The 15,267-nt window shown below is 62.4% G+C and carries 19 protein-coding genes, 1 pseudogene and 1 riboswitch; of the genes and pseudogenes, 2 read left to right on the plus strand and 18 right to left on the minus strand.

Going from position 1 to position 15,267, the window contains the following annotated elements; translation table 11 throughout:
* Positions 1-76: 76 nt before the first annotated feature.
* The 5 genes from VR71_RS14965 to VR71_RS14985 all read right to left on the minus strand — a co-directional run bounded on the left by VR71_RS14965 (position 77) and on the right by VR71_RS14985 (position 4,379).
* Entirely contained in the window at positions 77-2,059 is a 1,983-nt protein-coding gene (locus tag VR71_RS14965) for a ParB/RepB/Spo0J family partition protein (protein ID WP_045685398.1), read from the minus strand.
* A 156-nt stretch (positions 2,060-2,215) separates the two neighbouring features.
* Positions 2,216-2,605 carry a DUF3768 domain-containing protein gene (locus VR71_RS14970; protein ID WP_045685400.1) on the minus strand — a complete coding sequence of 130 codons (390 nt, stop codon included), beginning with the start codon at positions 2,603-2,605 and terminating at the stop codon, positions 2,216-2,218.
* Positions 2,606-2,693: 88 nt separating this feature from the next.
* Entirely contained in the window at positions 2,694-2,903 is a 210-nt protein-coding gene (locus VR71_RS14975) for a DUF6330 family protein (protein ID WP_005617043.1), read from the minus strand.
* A gap of 23 nt (positions 2,904-2,926) precedes the next feature.
* Positions 2,927-3,868, minus strand: coding sequence for a zincin-like metallopeptidase domain-containing protein (locus tag VR71_RS14980; protein ID WP_045685409.1), 942 nt, complete (start codon positions 3,866-3,868; stop codon positions 2,927-2,929).
* A gap of 40 nt (positions 3,869-3,908) precedes the next feature.
* Entirely contained in the window at positions 3,909-4,379 is a 471-nt protein-coding gene (locus VR71_RS14985) for a hypothetical protein (protein WP_274561124.1), read from the minus strand.
* 352 nt (positions 4,380-4,731) lie between these two features.
* Here VR71_RS14985 and VR71_RS14990 point away from each other — a divergent pair, with 352 nt between their 5' ends.
* The gene (locus VR71_RS14990) at positions 4,732-5,025 is read left to right on the plus strand and encodes a hypothetical protein (protein ID WP_045685415.1); all 294 of its coding nucleotides are present in this window, start codon (positions 4,732-4,734) and stop codon (positions 5,023-5,025) included.
* Between the two features lie 28 nt (positions 5,026-5,053).
* Here the strand turns inward: VR71_RS14990 and VR71_RS14995 are convergent, their stop codons facing one another.
* From VR71_RS14995 to VR71_RS15040, 11 genes and pseudogenes are all read right to left on the minus strand, one after another.
* Positions 5,054-5,470 carry a hypothetical protein gene (locus VR71_RS14995; RefSeq protein WP_274561254.1) on the minus strand — a complete coding sequence of 139 codons (417 nt, stop codon included), beginning with the start codon at positions 5,468-5,470 and terminating at the stop codon, positions 5,054-5,056.
* Positions 5,463-5,717: a type II toxin-antitoxin system prevent-host-death family antitoxin gene (locus VR71_RS15000; protein WP_233128170.1), complete on the minus strand. Its 255-nt coding sequence runs from the start codon at positions 5,715-5,717 to the stop codon at positions 5,463-5,465. Before VR71_RS15000 ends, VR71_RS14995 begins: the two co-directional genes overlap by 8 nt.
* 77 nt (positions 5,718-5,794) lie before the next feature.
* Complete coding sequence (locus VR71_RS25115) at positions 5,795-5,923, minus strand: hypothetical protein (RefSeq protein ID WP_274560804.1); 129 nt, start codon at positions 5,921-5,923, stop codon at positions 5,795-5,797.
* A 495-nt stretch (positions 5,924-6,418) separates the two neighbouring features.
* A pseudogene (locus tag VR71_RS15005) lies at positions 6,419-6,556 on the minus strand (helix-turn-helix domain-containing protein); the annotation flags it as partial.
* Positions 6,557-6,834: 278 nt separating this feature from the next.
* A complete protein-coding gene (gene cobF, locus VR71_RS15010; protein WP_045685423.1) occupies positions 6,835-7,608 on the minus strand; it encodes a precorrin-6A synthase (deacetylating) in 774 nt (257 codons plus the stop codon).
* A 66-nt stretch (positions 7,609-7,674) separates the two neighbouring features.
* Positions 7,675-8,346 (minus strand): energy-coupling factor ABC transporter permease, encoded by a 672-nt coding sequence (locus VR71_RS15015; RefSeq protein WP_045685426.1) that lies wholly within the window; start codon positions 8,344-8,346, stop codon positions 7,675-7,677.
* Positions 8,347-8,378: 32 nt separating this feature from the next.
* A riboswitch (cobalamin riboswitch) is annotated at positions 8,379-8,599 on the minus strand.
* Positions 8,600-8,662: 63 nt separating this feature from the next.
* A complete protein-coding gene (cobA, locus tag VR71_RS15020) occupies positions 8,663-9,382 on the minus strand; it encodes a uroporphyrinogen-III C-methyltransferase (RefSeq protein WP_045685429.1) in 720 nt (239 codons plus the stop codon).
* Entirely contained in the window at positions 9,379-10,722 is a 1,344-nt protein-coding gene (locus VR71_RS15025) for a cobyrinate a,c-diamide synthase (protein ID WP_274560798.1), read from the minus strand. Before VR71_RS15025 ends, cobA begins: the two co-directional genes overlap by 4 nt.
* Positions 10,719-11,498: a precorrin-4 C(11)-methyltransferase gene (cobM, locus tag VR71_RS15030; protein WP_045685432.1), complete on the minus strand. Its 780-nt coding sequence runs from the start codon at positions 11,496-11,498 to the stop codon at positions 10,719-10,721. Before cobM ends, VR71_RS15025 begins: the two co-directional genes overlap by 4 nt.
* Complete coding sequence (locus VR71_RS15035) at positions 11,495-11,863, minus strand: cobalamin biosynthesis protein (RefSeq protein WP_045685435.1); 369 nt, start codon at positions 11,861-11,863, stop codon at positions 11,495-11,497. The genes cobM and VR71_RS15035 overlap by 4 nt, the downstream gene beginning before the upstream one ends.
* Entirely contained in the window at positions 11,860-13,038 is a 1,179-nt protein-coding gene (locus VR71_RS15040) for a bifunctional cobalt-precorrin-7 (C(5))-methyltransferase/cobalt-precorrin-6B (C(15))-methyltransferase (RefSeq protein ID WP_045685438.1), read from the minus strand. Before VR71_RS15040 ends, VR71_RS15035 begins: the two co-directional genes overlap by 4 nt.
* Between VR71_RS15040 and VR71_RS15045 the strand changes: the two genes are divergently transcribed.
* Positions 13,037-13,795: a cobalt-precorrin-6A reductase gene (locus VR71_RS15045; protein ID WP_045685505.1), complete on the plus strand. Its 759-nt coding sequence runs from the start codon at positions 13,037-13,039 to the stop codon at positions 13,793-13,795. The genes VR71_RS15040 and VR71_RS15045 overlap by 2 nt on opposite strands.
* On the opposite strand, the gene cobJ is transcribed toward VR71_RS15045, so the two are convergent.
* A complete protein-coding gene (cobJ, locus tag VR71_RS15050; protein WP_045685441.1) occupies positions 13,756-14,505 on the minus strand; it encodes a precorrin-3B C(17)-methyltransferase in 750 nt (249 codons plus the stop codon). The two genes, VR71_RS15045 and cobJ, sit on opposite strands and share 40 nt — an antisense overlap.
* Positions 14,502-15,266 (minus strand): precorrin-2 C(20)-methyltransferase, encoded by a 765-nt coding sequence (locus tag VR71_RS15055; protein WP_045685444.1) that lies wholly within the window; start codon positions 15,264-15,266, stop codon positions 14,502-14,504. Before VR71_RS15055 ends, cobJ begins: the two co-directional genes overlap by 4 nt.
* Position 15,267: the final 1 nt, after the last annotated feature.

Below are 15,267 nucleotides of genomic sequence, written 5' to 3' on the forward strand. Positions count from 1 at the left end.
GGGGATGTCTTTCTGTTCGGTTTGGAAGGGTCGACCCGCGCGGGCGGCATGGTCCACGCGCGGGTCGCGTGAGGACTCAGGCCGCTTGCGCGATGTCGCCGTCAGGCTCCGGGGTTTCCGCAGCGGGCTCCGCCTCATCAAAGGCGACACCGGCGGTCTGCATCATGGGCGGACACCAGGCGGCCACGGCAGCGCGCTGCGCGTCCGTGAGCGTCGCGAAGGGATCGGCGAAGAGCTTGTCGCAGAAGGCGACGATCTCCTTCTTGCTCGACGAGGCGAGCGTCACCGCCTCCTGGGCCAGACCCAGATCCTCGCCGAGGATCTTCAGAAGCCAGGCCTTCTTGAAGCGGTTGAAGAGCGCCGCGTTCGGCGTCCAATGCGCGCGAATGTCGGGCATGATCTCAATCTCGAAATCATGCATCAGGCTGTCGCGCTGTCGGTCCCGCGCGAAGCAGGACTGCGTGGTGCTGGCCGTGGCATAGGCGACGAGCTTGGCCTTCTCCCCTGCCTCCAGCGCGCGAAACGCCGCGAACTGATCGGCGGGCGTGCGGGTGTCATCGAGCCAGGACGGATCAAGCGCATCATGCGCCGCCGCCACCTGCTCGAGCGAGGTCTCGTCGATCTCGTCCATCTTGGCATGGCTGCGGTATTCCTTGCGGGCCTCGACCTTGATCGCCTGCGTGACACTCATGCCGCTGGCCAGAACATCACTGACCAGCTTGAAGAGCGTCAGATCGAGCGTGGCTTCCGGATGCAGCGCCATCGCGGCCCCAAGCGCCATGGCTCGCTCGGTCTTGAGGTCCTCAGCCAGTGAGGCTGGGTAGGTGATTTCGCCGGCGTCCGGGGCCTCCTCCCCGGTCGGGCTAGCCGAGGAGCCGCGCGCGCCCTCCTCTTTGACGGTGTCTTCCTGGCGGACGAGACCAACATGGAGCGTGATCTGCCCACCCTGCCACGAGGCTATCACCCCAGATCGCGCTAGGTCCTCGGCGCTGTAGGCCTCCTGCAGGTCGCGGGCTTCCTCTTCCAGAGCGTCGACGCGGTCGTAAAGGGCATTGTAGGCACCGTCCTCGAGCCCCTCGTCCTCCATTTCGAGCTGCAATTTCTCAAGCTCGGCGGTGATTTCATCCACGCGCTTCTGGGCGGCCTCGTCGGGCTCGATCGGGCCGGGATAGACGCGGCCGTAGTCGGCCATTGTCGCGTAATCATACCGCACCATCGCATCGGCCCAGGCAAAGCCCAGCCTCGTGCGGGCCTCTTCGGCAGCCGCACCGAGCTTCTCGAGCAAGATGGTCTCGACCAGTGCTGCATCCTCGAGCACGGAATGTTCTTCCAGAAGATCGGCCGCGACGGCGCCGCCCCGCGCCTCGTAGTCCGCGCGCACGAAGGCCCCGATATCGTCGCTGACCTGCACGCCGCGGGATTTGAGCGCCTGTCGAACGGTATAGGCCTGCAGATAGCCTCCGTCCTTCGTGAGCGCCTCGAAGACCTCGCGCTGCGCCTCCTGGCTCGGGTGCTCGGCAAAGGCTTTCATCGTGTCGAGCGTGATCACCTTGCCCCGTGCCGCGGCGCGGATGTCGGGGTGGATAAGGCCATAGCGCAACCGGCCTTTCACGGCGGCCACCGTGGTACCGAAGGTCTTTGCGATGGTCTCGGGCGTCTGGTCGTCGACCTCCATCATCCGCGCGAAAGCCTCGAACTCGTCGATTGCGTTCATCGGTGCCTGCGTGATGTTCTCGGCAAGCGACAGCGCAGTGGTGACGTCACAGTCGTCAGGGACAAGGCGGCAGTCGACTTTGGTTTTCGCCATGAACCCCTTGGTGGCCTTGTCGGCAACCAGCTCCTTCAGCGCAGCATGGCGTCGGCCACCGGCGAGGACAGCATATTTGCCGTCAAGCTTCTGGACCAAGAGCGGCTGGAGCAGGCCCAGCACAGCGATGCTGGCCTTCAGATGCGCGATGTTCTCGGGATCATAGGTTTCCGGCGCGTTGCTGCGCACATTGGCAGGATGCGGGACCAGATCGCCGATGGCGACGGTGAGAGGGGCAAAGCTTGTGGTCATGGGATATCCTTCCAGGTGAGTGAGGTGAGGCCCGCGCGCGCGCGTGACCAATCCCCGGCTTCAGGGATCACCACGACAAAAGGCCCGCTTTGCCTTTTTGAGGGGCAGCGGGCCTTCATCGTCTCAGATGTCAGGGGGGAGGAGTCCCCTGCCCTTCTACCAGTCGCGCGCCAGCATGATGGTCAGCACGCGCATGGTGGTGGCAGGATTGTCCGGGGTCTCAGCCCCGTAGCGGAAGTCCGAGTCTGCTTCATAGAGATCGATCTTCCAGAACACGGTCTCTCCCCGGATCTCGACCGCCCCGAAATCGTGCCATCCCTCGGGATCATTCTCAGGCTCGAATGTGGCAAACTCACCGGTCGCCTTCACCGCCTCGGCCATGAAGCCGTCACCGGCCTCCACAAGCGCGCGGGTTACATGCATCCGGCCCTGGATGGGCTGCGCGGGCGGCACCCCAAGGCATGCAAGTTTGCGAAACGCGTCGTTCTGCACCGCGATCACGGTCGGATCCGGACGGTCTGGCTGGGGTTGAACATTCATGGACATGGGGATCTCCTTTGAGAGGTTTGAAACACCCTTCTCAAAGCCCGCTTTTTCTTTTCTGCTTGGCGTATGAATCGAGGCCGAAGCCGCCCTACCCGAACAGCCCTTTGGGTCTGTAATTCGGGTTGGGGATGGTTTCGATCCAGCCGCCTTGTTCTTTGATGCTCTCGAGCGCTGCCGAGAGCGGATAAGCGCCCTCGGCAGCGCTCCACCAATAGGCACCGCGCTTGAAGGTGATGATCTTGCGGCGGCCGTCGTTGAAGCAGGCCACCCGCAGCGTCTTGGGTTCCTTACGTGACATGGGAGTCTCCGTTCTCCGTGTGGTCAGGCGGCCTCGGCACTGCGCCCTGCCCTGCCCGTCTCCGATCTGGCAATCAGATAGTCGCAGGCTCGCTGCGCATCTGCTGCGTGCTTGAAGATCGCACCCTTGTCCGACCGAAGAACGCGCAACCAGTTGTGGAGATAGGCGGCATTCATCTCGAGCGTATGCGCCGTGAAGCCGAGCGTCTGACCCAGGAACACCGAGGTCAATTCCGCGACGATCTCCTCGCGCGCATAGGACGTGTTGCCAAACTTCGAGAACCCGAAATCACGGTTCAGTCGATGGGGTGCTTTCGTGGCATGGGCCAGCTCGTGCGCCCAGACCCCGTAGAAATTGCGCGGGTCCTGGAACCGCGTGATGGACGGCATGTAGACCTTGTCCACGGGTGGCAAATAGTACGCCTCCGTGCCCGTGAAGACGGTCGTGATGTCGATGGCGTCGAAAAACGCCTGCATGTGCGGGATGGGCTCTGACGGCGGATGCTCGGGCACGGGCTCCGGGTCGGGGAAGAAGCTGTCGGGCAAGCCCTCGATCTGGCAGGCATTGAACACGCGGTAGGATTTCTGGAAGCGGAAGATACGGGCTCCCTCGGAGTGATCATCCGCGTCGCTGCGGTCATGCTCATCGCCGCCGGCGTCCCTCCGGCTTTGACCGTAGTAAACGACGACAGAGGACTTCTCGCCCTTGCGAACCTTTGCGTCCAAGGCATTGGCCTGCGGCAACGTCATCCAGAAGGGAGAGCTGTGGCCCGCCATCACGGTCCGCATCGTCAGCAGGAAGTTGTTCACTCCCTGGTAGGGTTCTCCGCCCACGCGCAGGGGACGAGAGCTGCCACCTGCGGTCCATGGCTTGCGCCACGGCAGGACGCCGCGCTCAATGATACGGATGATTTCGTTTGTGATGACCTCGGAGGCATCGAATTTGGGCGTGCGGGATCGGGCCATGGCTGGCCTCCTTTCGAGTTTTGGTGAGAGGGAATGGTGATCAGATAGACGGACGGGGCCGCGGATCGTTGGCGATTCTGGCACCGAGGGCTTCGACCATGTCGATGTAGGTGGTCAGCGACACGGACCTGCCGGGGCCCCAGGGTTCAGGGTCGACTGATCCGTCCCGCGCCACCCGCGGCAGGTTCGCGAAGGCGATGACATCGGTGACGGGTCGGATATCGATGAACGGCGTGCCACATGCGACCGCAAGAGCGGCCAAGGGAAAGCGCTCAATCGGCGCGAAGGTTGAAACGGTGGTCCAACCAAGATGGAGGAAAGTCCCACCCTCTCCGCAAATCGCATGCGCGTGTGGCAATGCTGCCGCTTGCCTGAGATAGCCGAGATCACGCAGGACGGTCTCGCGCTCGAGCCGTTGTGCCTGCCCCGTCTGGCCGGTTCGGCGTAGTTCCTTGTGTCGCCACCACGAGGCAGCGGTCGCGCGCAACACGCGCAAGACACCTGTTTGCATGGGAATGCCCTTCATCAGGAACGGCAGACCGGAACCCGGCCCGGACCCATCTGAGGGACCCCAAAGGCCCTCATCCGTCAGTCACAAAACCCGAAGGACACTTTCACTCTTTAGGGATCTGATGCCAGAGAATGTTAAATACGAAGCTCATGAGAGCGCAGGATCCTGCACTTTCCGGCATCAGACCCCAATGAGGAACAGGATCAGGCCCGGACACCCTCTTTCGGGCATCCTCAGGCCTGACCTCCCCCGGCCCTCCTCTTCCTCTCAAACCCCATGATTTCCGCAGGTGGCTTGATTTTGTTCCTGTTATGTTCTATTCTAAGAACCACGCTAAGAAGGGAGATCCCCGATGGAAAGCACCACCTACGCCCTGCCCGCGACGCCCAAGCAGATCGCCTATGCGCGCGCGCTGGCCTTGCGCAACCAGACGCTTTTGCCGTGGGAGGTTCAGCAAGATCGGCGGTCCCTGAGCGCCTGGATCGACGCACAAGCCAAGTTGAACCCGGGCGCGCAGGACAGCCGCCCGACATCAAAGCAGGTCGCTTTTGCCGAGCGTCTCGCCCGCATCAAACGCCGCGCCGTGCCGGATGAGTGTTTCCGCGACAAGGGGCTGATGTCGAAGTGGATCGACGGGAACAAGTGAAGCTAGACAGACCCTGCTGTGATCGAGATTACTTCAGCCGATCGACAACGGATGCCCCGCCCGACCGAGCCAGCACGATCAGGCTGGACTGGATCTTGGATGTGAAGACGGAACTGAACGTGCCGATGGGCGTGCGGTCCTCCCAGACATAGGACCGCTCCAGAATATCGGTGTTGATCTCGTCCAGCATGACCCATTTGCGGACATGGGTATCCAACCCTACGCGCTGCGACTCGATCTGTGGTACCTCGATGAACTTGCGCGAGGGCAAAGGCGGCTGCGTCGTGATCGGCAGGATGAACACCACGGTCTCGCTATCGGACTTGGAGACAGTGACGGCGATGCAGACAGGCCTCGTCTTTCGACCCTCGATCTCGCCCGCCATCTGTTCTCGTTTCCATAGGAACGGGTAGCGGAACACCTCTCCCGCGCTCGGCTTAGTCATCAGACTGCGTCAAGTCCCGCTCGAGCCCTTCTATCATCAGCGCCTTGAGATCCTCGGGCATCTCGTCAACCATATGAGCCTGTTGCGTGGCCCCCCGCGCGAGCTGCTGGTACTGGTCCATGCTCATCAGCACGAATTTCGGCTTGCGGTGCTTGGTGATCGCGATCGGCGACCGAATGGCCGCGTCAAACAGGTCACTTGTGTGCCGCGTCAGGTCGGCCGCCTTGAACTCGGGAAGCTCATGCATGATCAGGGTCTCCATTTGTCCAGAATATACATACATTCTGGATATTCTGCAAGAGATGGGTTGAGCCCTTCCATGTGTCATCCGAACCGCCGCACGGTTTCAGTGTAGGTGTACTCATAGGCGGTGTTGCCGTCTTCAATGGACTCGTCCGAGGTCAGGTGGTCGTAGCCGCGAGAGACTGCCAACGCGCCGTAGCGGTCAAACATGACGAAGGCCCCTGCCCGTCCGATGTCTGTCGGATTGAAGGCTATCGGCCGGATTGTTGATCGGCGCGCACTGTCCGGATGTGAAAGGGTGCCAACTTACATCGACCCGCTCGCGAGAACCTGGTGAATCCTGCAATAGGAGAGGGCGCGTGCCGCTTGGCAAAAGAGATCAAGGCAGGGCCTCTGCTAGTGATGAAACGACCGCAACCGTTTAATGGTATGGTGACGCCCGAAGACGACCGCGACGATGGTTGCAGCCGACCTCGTGTATCGATCACAGTCTTAGATCGGCGGCTCTGTTCTTATCCGGTAGCTACGCAAACTTCGAAACCAGTTGTGGCGCGACTGCTGGCGAGATTTCTGGAGCCTGGTCCTGTTATATCAAAATGACTTTCCGGGCTGTGTTCGGCATGCTCGAGAGGCTCTTGTTGCTCCAGAGCGTTCCCGCGCTGCTCATGCTAATTTTTACTTCATCGATGCCAAGACGCGATCCGCGCGCTTCAGTTCGCGATAGACCGTGGACGGAGCACGACCCAGCCGATCCGCCATCTCTGGAACCGGCAATTTGGCTTCACGCCACTTGGCAAGCTTCCGGCGCTCTTCCAAACTCATGTGAGGGTAGCAGCGTCCCATTCGACATCCTCCATGCAACATTCTGTTTTGATACAGAATTTGCACTTCGGATGTGAATCCACCGCTACATATTAAGGATACGCATAAGGTTTATTATGTATATTTTATCAACCGTTCGGGTCGTTGGTCAAAGAAGGTGGGATCATAGTAAGCGGCCTGGCTGAAAGATCTTGCGGATCTGCTCAGCGCGTTGAGCGGCGAAAACTGGCAGCCGTATGGGTGCTTGCAGATTGTAGCAGATCCAGCGACGCCAGCGGCGGGAGTCATCGCAACCTTCCTTATACTGGCGTCGTAGGGATCCGGCGCAGGATGTAAATGTCCATGATCCAACCATGCGCAGCTTTGGCCTGCGCGCGCACCGTCTGGATCTGCTCTGCCACATCGGCAAGCGGTCCTTCAATACAGATCTCGTTCTGCATGCCGACGTAAGCGCCCCACCAGATATGGTAGTGTGGCATATACAGCGACGTGAAGGCACCGCCTGCATCGAGCATGACCACAACCGTGCCAGGCCCGTCTGGCCAGCCACCGTCTCGCAGCTGCCGCCCTGTCGTGATCATTACGGACGCGCCCAGTTCGTTTAACGGGATCGCATGTGCGGCACAAAGCACCTGGATTGAGGTCAGCCCGGGAATAACATCTAGCATTATGGGTATATCGCGGCCCACACGTGCCGCGATCCGCAGTGTACTGTCATAGAGCGAGGGATCACCCCAGACCAGAAGTGCGACACGCGGCCCGCCGCCCTGCTCCAGATGCGCGTTGATCCGGTCGCGCCAGACGGCCGCAATCGCATCATGCCAGTCGTTCACGCGTGTCAGATAATCGGGCGTGGCCCGGTCGCGCACGGGCAGATCAAACCCTTCGATTCGCGTCGCGGGATTCGTGACGCAGCTTTCGCAGATCGCCTGACGCAGACCGGCAAGATCCGCCTTGTCATCGCCTTTGAGCGGAATGAGGATCAGATCCGCCAAGTTCATGGCCCTCACCGCTTGTGCTGTGACGTGATCGGGATTGCCGGTACCGATACCGATCAGGGATACGGTGATCATCGTCGCCTCGTCGCAAAAAGGCGCGACCCTATCAGGGACCGCGCCATGTTCGACAGTTTTGTCAGATCAGGACGCGCTGTAAAGGCGCGGTGTGACCAGTGCGGACGGTGTCTTGCCACGCAGAGCTTTCGCACCCGCGAGCACGGCCAGATCGGCCAACGGCTCGAGGATGATGACAGCCATATAGGCAATCGCGAAGGTACCAACCGGCGCCAGCGCTTCGCTGCCCATGCCGTAGATCGCCCAGAAAGCCACCCATGCTACAACGCCGCCCTGATAGCAGACCGACAGTGCCAGAACCTGGCTGTATTTCAGGTCAACATAGGCGGTGTCCGGCGCGATAATCCGGCGCGCCATAGCGGTTAGCGCGAAGAGCGGCACCAGCAGCGTGGTGATGTTCATTGCGAATTGCGGCAGGTCGGAGGGCGAGAAGAACATGCCTTGGATTAGCAGACCCAGTGCCAGACCGATGGCTGACGGCCCCGCGCCAAGGATCAGGAAAAGGGTCGAACCAAGGATGAAATGCACCTCTGATACGCCAACGGGGAAGGTCGGTAGAACCTCGAAAAACACGAAGGTCAGAACGGCGGCAAGCAAGCTGCGGATCGCCAGCGAAACAGAGCCGCGCTCCATAATGGCGTGGCGCGCGTACCACAGGCCAGTGGCACCGGCGGCAGCGGCGGTCGCGTAGCTGAGAGTGATTTTTGCCCCGTCAACGAGGCCCGGTTCGATATGCATAGTGGTCTCCTTGCCGTCACACCCGACGGCGGATGGGTTACATTTGGCAAGGCCGGTCTCCTGGCTTGCGGGTCGACACGACCATCCACCTTCCCGGCCCGGTGAGTGGCCAGTGGCATTTTGGATGGCCGCTCTCCGCTGACAGTCGCGGGGGCGGCTGGGGTGGGGGCGCCGCGATTTGGTCCGCCCTTCCCCATTCCCGTTTCAGCCCCTTGCCTTTCCGGTTCGGAGCACCTTTGCAGCTTTTGTTGTGCGCCTAACTAATTCCTCGGTCAAGCCTGCTTACGACAGATCGACGCCTGAAAATACCTTGTGTTCAGAATTCGGCCAGCGGACCATAAAGGATCAGCGCCGGATGATCGCTGCGCGCCTCTGCAAGACTATCGGCCAATTCCGCAATCGTGCTGCGCTGCAAACGCTGATGCGGATGGCCGACCGCTTCGGCCAGTAGTGAGGGCGTGGATGCGGGCAGACCATGGGCCACCAGATCGGCGACCAGCGCCGGAAAGGTCCGTTTGCCCATGAAAACCACAGTTGTCGCCAGCGGATCGGCCAGTGCCGCCCAGTTCAATCCTTCAGGCAATTGGCCGGTTACATCCGCGCCCGTGATGAATTGCACCCGCCGCGCGGTCAGGCGCCGCGTCAGCGGAATGCCCGCCGCCGCCGCAGCAGCACAGGCCGAGGGCACGCCGGGGATGATCTCATAGGGGATACCAGCAGCCATCAGGGCTGCGATCTCTTCTTCAAGCCGACCGAAGATGCCGCTGTCACCGGATTTTAGCCGCACCACCTTTGCGCCAGTCATGGCGTGATCCACCAGCAGGCGGCTGACATGGTCCTGTTTGGGCGATGGGCGACCTGCCCGCTTGCCAACAGCGAGCAGATCGGATTGCGGCCCAGCATGGGCCAGGATCGGCCCCGAGGACAGATCGTCGAACAGTATGATATCGGCCCCGCCAAGACGGTTCACCGCCTTGAGGGTCAGAAGTTCCGGATCACCCGGGCCCGAAGACACGAAAGAGACAAAGCCGGTCATGTTTGAGGTCCATCCGTAAGACTTGATTCCGCGATTAGATGAAAGAACGTGCCGCTGACGCGCCCGCCGCTAGCACCATCGCGGTAAGATCCCGTTTCGGCAACATCTTGCCCGTTCGCATCAGTTACATGGGCCAAGGGCGCATCAGGCTGTGACAGGATCGTAGCATAGTGGAATTCATGCCCGCGCAAGCCCTGCGCCTGATCCATTCCCGGCAAAGGGCGTTGGGGCCGCGCAAGACGGTAGCCCAGATGCATGCGCCGCTTGGCAAAGCTGGTTTCCAAGCCTAATAGCCCCGCCATCCGGTAACGCGTGCCATCTGCGGCCACCAGCCCTTGCCCCAGCGCCATGTAGCCCCCGCATTCCCCGTGCACCGGACGTGTTTGTGCGAATGCAACGATCCCCGCGCGGAACCCCTCGCAATCGGCCAGTTGCCCTGCATGCAATTCGGGATAGCCGCCCGGCAGCCAGCAGACGGTGGCAGAAGGATCGGGCGCCTCATCCGCCAGCGGGGAGAATGGCAGGATCGTCGCACCCTGCGCGTGCCAATCGGCCAGAAGGTGCGGATAGATAAAAGAAAACGCCTTGTCCCGCGCCAGTGCGATCCGCTCGCCCGGTGCAGGGGTGGCTGTGACCTGCGCCACCTGCCCTTTCGTCATAGCCGCAACCGCGCGTATCACGTCAAGATCGCAATGTGCGGTCACAAAAGCCGCCGTCTCGGCAAGAATGGCCTCAAGCCGTGGCAATTCCTCAGCCTGCACCAATCCCAGATGCCGTTCTGGAAGGGCAATCTGGGGATTGCGAGGCAATGCACCCAGAACGCGCAGGCCCGCCGCCTCCATACCGACGCGGATCAGCGCTTCGTGGCGCGGCGATGCGACTTTGTTCAGAATCACGCCTGCCAGGTTCAGCCCCTTGCGGAACTGCGCCATACCATAAGCGACCGCTGCCGCTGTCTGCGCCTGACCGGATACATCCAGCACCACAATCACCGGCCAGCCCATCATCGCCGCCACATCGGCGCTGGCGCCATTGCCCGCCTCGCCAGCTTGCGCCACCCCGTCAAACAGTCCCATCGAGCCTTCCGCGATAACCAAATCGGCCCCTTGCGCCCGCACGGCAAGGTTTTGAAGACGCGCAGCGTTCATCGCCCAACTGTCCAGATTGAACGATACCCGCCCTGCCGCCGCCGCATGAAACGCGGGATCAATGTAATCGGGACCGCTTTTGAAAGGCTGCACGGTCAGACCCTGCGCACGGAACGCCGCCAGCAGACCCAGCGTTACCGTGGTCTTGCCAGTGCCTGACGCGGGCGCAGATATCAAAAGGCCGGGAATCATACGCTGTCCGGAAAACGCGGATTGGTGCCGACGGGGCGGTAGCGCCGGTCATAATCACCCGCATAAAGGCGGCTTTCGTCGAAATCCTCGGACCCGATCGCGTGGCCCACAAGGATCAGTGCCGTCCGCTCGCCCACGCCGATGGCAGGATCCAGCGTGGCCAGCGTCGCGCGGATCACCCGCTGGTCTGGCCAGCTTGCGCGGAACACCACAGCAACGGGGCAATCCGCGCCGTAATAGGGGTTAAGCCGCGCGGTCACTTCTTCCAGCAGATGCACTGACAGATGCAGGGCCAGTGTCGCGCCCGTGCGGGCAAAATTTTCGAGGCTCTCACCATCCGGCATCGCCGTGGCACGGCCCGATGTGCGTGTCAGGATCACCGATTGCGCGACACCCGGCAGGGTCAGTTCCGCCCCCAGCACCGCCGCTGCCGCAGCGAAGGAAGGCACACCAGGCGTCACGTCATAGGCAATTCCCAGCGCGCGCAACCGGCGCAACTGTTCGCCCATCGCCGACCAGACCGACAGGTCGCCAGAATGCAGCCGCGCCACGTCTCGGCCCGCTGCATCGGCGGCTTGTATCTCGTCCATGATCTCGTCCAGCGACAGCGACGCGGTATTCACGACCCGCGCACCGGCAGGGCAGTGCGACAGCAGCGCTTCGGGCACCAGACTGCCCGCATAAAGGCAGACCGGACAGGCCGCGATCAGATCGCGCCCGCGCAGGGTGATCAGATCAGGCGCTCCGGGGCCTGCGCCGATGAAATGAACCGTCATTCTACCTCTCCTTCACCTATCGCCACAGCGCAGGTCGCCATACCATCCACCGACGCCATCCGCGCCACGACAAGACGCGCGCCAGTGCCTGCCCCGGCTAGCGCCGCCGCTTCGGCCACCGAACCCGTGCCATGCAGCGCCATGATCCGCGCCGATTGCGTGGGCGTCGCCACCCCATGAACCGTAACCGCATGCACCGACAAGCCGCGTTCCGCCGCCAGCGTTCGCAATGCAGGCGCGCAGGCCTTGGCAGTCAGTGTCGCCAACGCCGTGACAGGCCCGCCTAGCAGCTCGACCTGCGCCAGCAGGTCACGCAGGCTTTCTATCGTGGCACCTTCACGAAAACCAAGGCCCGCAACCCTCATTTTACCACACTCCACTGCACAACGGGACGCGCAGCAGACCAGCCGCGAAACCCGCCCAAGGCGGTAGCCTCGGCCATATAGGCACGCAGCAGATGCCCGCCATACCGCGCATGGCAAGCGGCAAGCTGCGCCTCGGTCTCAAGGGTGACCCCGTTTGCAACAAGGCGGCAGCCGGCAGGCAGAAGCGGCCAAAGGGCTGCATATAGTGCCGCATCGCCACCGCCGCCCACGAAAACCGCATCCGGTGCAGGCAGGTCACGCAGGGCTTCGGGCGCGCGGCCCTCGACCAGCTGAATCCGCTGCGACACACCAAAACCATCTGCATTGGCACGGATATTGGCGACCCGCGTAGGCTTGGCCTCGACCGTGCAGGCCTGCCCCCCCGCCAGACACCATTCGACCGAGACCGAGCCAGATCCGCCGCCGATATCCCACAGCAGCAATCCGGGGCGCGGCGCCAGCGCCGACAGGGTCAACGCGCGCACCGGCCGCTTGGTGATTTGACCGTCATGCGCGAACAGATCATCCGGCAGCCCCGATGCGCGCGGCAGTCCTGCGTCACGGGGCAGATCGGCCCCGTCCAGCGCCACGGCAACAGGGGCAATGACATCATCCCAGGCTGCGCCCTGGCGTATCCGTTCACGCGGGCCACCCAAAGCCTCGCAGACAGTCATCCGTGTCGCAACAAAGCCGTTGTCGCGCAGCCAGATTTGCAGCCCCGTCACCGCCGCCGCGTCGCGCAGGGTGCAGATCACCCGCACACCACGCGCCAGAACCGGCCGAAGCCGCGCATAGGGCGCTGCATGCAAGCCAAGACAGATCACATCCTCAAGCCGCCAGCCTAAACGCCCTGCCACCAGCGAGAACGTCCCCGCCACCGGAAAGGTGTGCCATTCATCAGGCGCCAGATGCGCCGCAACCGATCCGCCAGCGCCGAACCAGAAAGGATCGCCCGACACCAGCATGGCGACAGCACGCCCGCGCAAGGCTAGCAAAGGCGCCAGATCAAAGGGCACCGGCCATGCCTGCCCCTTCGCCCCGACCTGCGCCAGTTCCAGATGGCGCGGCCCGCCAAAGACGATTTCCGCACGGTCCAGCGCGGCACGGCTTGCACCTGACAGCCCTGTCAGTCCATCCTCGCCCATACCGATGACCGACAACCAGGGCTCAGCCATGACACGCATCCTTCTGCTCGGCGGCACGACCGAGGCTTGCCATCTGGCGCAACGACTGGCGGACGGAGGCGCGGATGCGGTGTTCTCCTATGCGGGGCGCACCGACGCGCCCGTGTCGCAGCCATTGCCGACAAGGATCGGCGGCTTTGGCGGCGTTGATGGTCTGGTGCGCTATCTGCACGACAAGTCCATCACCCATGTCATCGATGCCACCCACCCTTTCGCAGCCCAGATGAGCCGCAATGCCGTGCAGGCCTGCAACCTGACAGGCACTTCGATGATTGGGCTGGAGCGTCCTGCGTGGCAGGCGGAAGCGGGCGACAACTGGACCCATGTGCCGGATATCGATGCCAGCGTGACCGCCCTGCCCGACCAGCCTGCGCGTGTCTTTCTGGCCATCGGCAAACAGAACCTTTCCGCTTTTGCCAGCAAGCCGCAGCATCACTACCTGTTGCGCCTTGTCGATCCCGGCCCGGTACCGCTGCGTCAGGCCAGCACGATCATCGCGCGCGGACCCTTTGACGTGGCGGGCGATACGGTGTTGATGCGTGACCATGCGATCACCCACATCGTCGCCAAGAATGCAGGTGGCACTGGCGCTGCGGCCAAGCTGGGAGCTGCGCGGGTGCTTCATCTGCCGGTCATCATGATCGACCGGCCCGCCCTGCCCCCGCGCCATCTGGCGAGCAGCGTGAACGAGGTTCTGGCGTGGCTGGCTCATTCCGGCACCGGATCGGGCACAGAGCGCGGGGTATAAAGCCAGCGCCCGACCTTCCGCGTGGCCGCATTGCCCACGATTACAACGGTCCTCATATCGGCCATTTCTGGCCCCGCCTCCGATAGCGTCACAGTGCGCAAGGCCTCGTCCGCTGTGCTGACCGCGCGGGCAAACAGGATCAACCGCGCCGGTTCGCATTCCTCGCGCAAGATATCCAGCACGCGGGAAAACTGGTGCGGGCGCGATTTTGAACGCGGATTGTAAAATGCCATCGCAAAGCCGCCACGCGCCGCATGACGCAGACGCCGCTCCACCTCGGCAAAGGGTTTGAGATTGTCGCTCAGATTGATTGCGCAAAAATCATGGCCCAACGGCGCACCCGCCCGTGCCGCCGCTGCCAGCATCGCGGTAATGCCAGGCAGGATACGGATATCTGTTGCGTGATACTCCGGCCTGCCTTCCAAAGCTTCGAACAAGGCCGAAGCCATGGCGAACACCCCCGGATCACCGGAAGAGACGATCACCACGTGGCGGCCTTCAGACGCCATTCGCAGCGCCAGTTCGGCGCGGTCCAGTTCCACACGGTTATCTGACGGATGCAGGGTCAGCCCCTCGCGCGGGGCCACCCGTGCGACATAGGGAATATAGCCGACGATATCCGTCGCCTCGGCCAAAGCCGCGTTGACCTCGGGTGTGACCAAGGCGTCAGAGCCCGGTCCAAGCCCTGCAACTGTTATCCACCCCGTCATTCCGGCCCGACCGTTTCAGGCCGCCGCCCCTGCCCGTGGACCAGCACAATCGCGAAATAAGGGCAATCGGAGTCATCAACCTCGGCGAGGCGGGCAATCCGCTGGTTAGGCATTGTGCCCCGTTCGATCAGCCATGCATCTTCAAGCCGTCCGGCTGTCGCCAAAGCGCGGCGCACCCTTGGCAGGTTGCGCCCTGTCTTCATGATAGCCAGCGCATCCGCCACCTGCATATGCCGGACCAGATCATCCTCGGGTAGCGTGCCCATCAGCACGGTCAGCACATCGTCGCCCCATGTGATGGGTTGGCCCGCGGCATTCCAGCAGCCGACCATGCCGGGGATCGCAGGGATCACATCAACCGGCACATGATCCTTCAGACGCGTGTAAAGATGCATGAACGAACCATAGAAAAACGGATCACCCTCGCAGAGCACCACCACATCTGCCCCGTCGGTCACTAGCGTTTTCAAGCGCTGCGCCCAATCGTCATAGAAGGCGGCCAGCAAGCGGATATAGTCGGGGCTGTCAAAGGGCAGTTCTGTCGTGACAGGATATTCCATCGGATATTCTACAGCATCCGCCGCCAGCATCCCCTCAACGATCCGGCGCGCCTGTCCGGGACGACCAGCCTTGCGAAAAAAGGCGATATGGCGCGCCGCACGGATCGCGCGGTCTGCCCTGACTGACATGAGTTCCGGATCACCGGGGCCAAGCCCTGCACAGATAATGCGGCCCTCAATATTTTCTGTCGGACTGTCCATG

Source organism: Roseovarius sp. BRH_c41 (genome assembly GCF_000961715.1).
Taxonomy (GTDB): Bacteria; Pseudomonadota; Alphaproteobacteria; order Rhodobacterales; family Rhodobacteraceae; genus Roseovarius.

Bases quoted from the DNA above. Each gene is read 5' to 3' on its own strand.
- VR71_RS14965 (WP_045685398.1), bottom strand. From the start codon at position 2,059: ATGACCACAAGCTTTGCCCCTCTCACCGTCGCCATCGGCGATCTGGTC.
- VR71_RS14970 (WP_045685400.1), bottom strand. From the start codon at position 2,605: ATGTCCATGAATGTTCAACCCCAGCCAGACCGTCCGGATCCGACCGTG.
- VR71_RS14975 (WP_005617043.1), bottom strand. From the start codon at position 2,903: ATGTCACGTAAGGAACCCAAGACGCTGCGGGTGGCCTGCTTCAACGAC.
- VR71_RS14980 (WP_045685409.1), bottom strand. From the start codon at position 3,868: ATGGCCCGATCCCGCACGCCCAAATTCGATGCCTCCGAGGTCATCACA.
- VR71_RS14985 (WP_274561124.1), bottom strand. From the start codon at position 4,379: ATGCAAACAGGTGTCTTGCGCGTGTTGCGCGCGACCGCTGCCTCGTGG.
- VR71_RS14990 (WP_045685415.1), top strand. From the start codon at position 4,732: ATGGAAAGCACCACCTACGCCCTGCCCGCGACGCCCAAGCAGATCGCC.
- VR71_RS14995 (WP_274561254.1), bottom strand. From the start codon at position 5,470: ATGACTAAGCCGAGCGCGGGAGAGGTGTTCCGCTACCCGTTCCTATGG.
- VR71_RS15000 (WP_233128170.1), bottom strand. From the start codon at position 5,717: ATGCATGAGCTTCCCGAGTTCAAGGCGGCCGACCTGACGCGGCACACA.
- VR71_RS25115 (WP_274560804.1), bottom strand. From the start codon at position 5,923: ATGTTTGACCGCTACGGCGCGTTGGCAGTCTCTCGCGGCTACGACCAC.
- cobF (WP_045685423.1), bottom strand. From the start codon at position 7,608: ATGATCACCGTATCCCTGATCGGTATCGGTACCGGCAATCCCGATCAC.
- VR71_RS15015 (WP_045685426.1), bottom strand. From the start codon at position 8,346: ATGCATATCGAACCGGGCCTCGTTGACGGGGCAAAAATCACTCTCAGC.
- cobA (WP_045685429.1), bottom strand. From the start codon at position 9,382: ATGACCGGCTTTGTCTCTTTCGTGTCTTCGGGCCCGGGTGATCCGGAA.
- VR71_RS15025 (WP_274560798.1), bottom strand. From the start codon at position 10,722: ATGATTCCCGGCCTTTTGATATCTGCGCCCGCGTCAGGCACTGGCAAG.
- cobM (WP_045685432.1), bottom strand. From the start codon at position 11,498: ATGACGGTTCATTTCATCGGCGCAGGCCCCGGAGCGCCTGATCTGATC.
- VR71_RS15035 (WP_045685435.1), bottom strand. From the start codon at position 11,863: ATGAGGGTTGCGGGCCTTGGTTTTCGTGAAGGTGCCACGATAGAAAGC.
- VR71_RS15045 (WP_045685505.1), top strand. From the start codon at position 13,037: ATGACACGCATCCTTCTGCTCGGCGGCACGACCGAGGCTTGCCATCTG.
- VR71_RS15040 (WP_045685438.1), bottom strand. From the start codon at position 13,038: ATGGCTGAGCCCTGGTTGTCGGTCATCGGTATGGGCGAGGATGGACTG.
- cobJ (WP_045685441.1), bottom strand. From the start codon at position 14,505: ATGACGGGGTGGATAACAGTTGCAGGGCTTGGACCGGGCTCTGACGCC.
- VR71_RS15055 (WP_045685444.1), bottom strand. From the start codon at position 15,266: ATGGACAGTCCGACAGAAAATATTGAGGGCCGCATTATCTGTGCAGGG.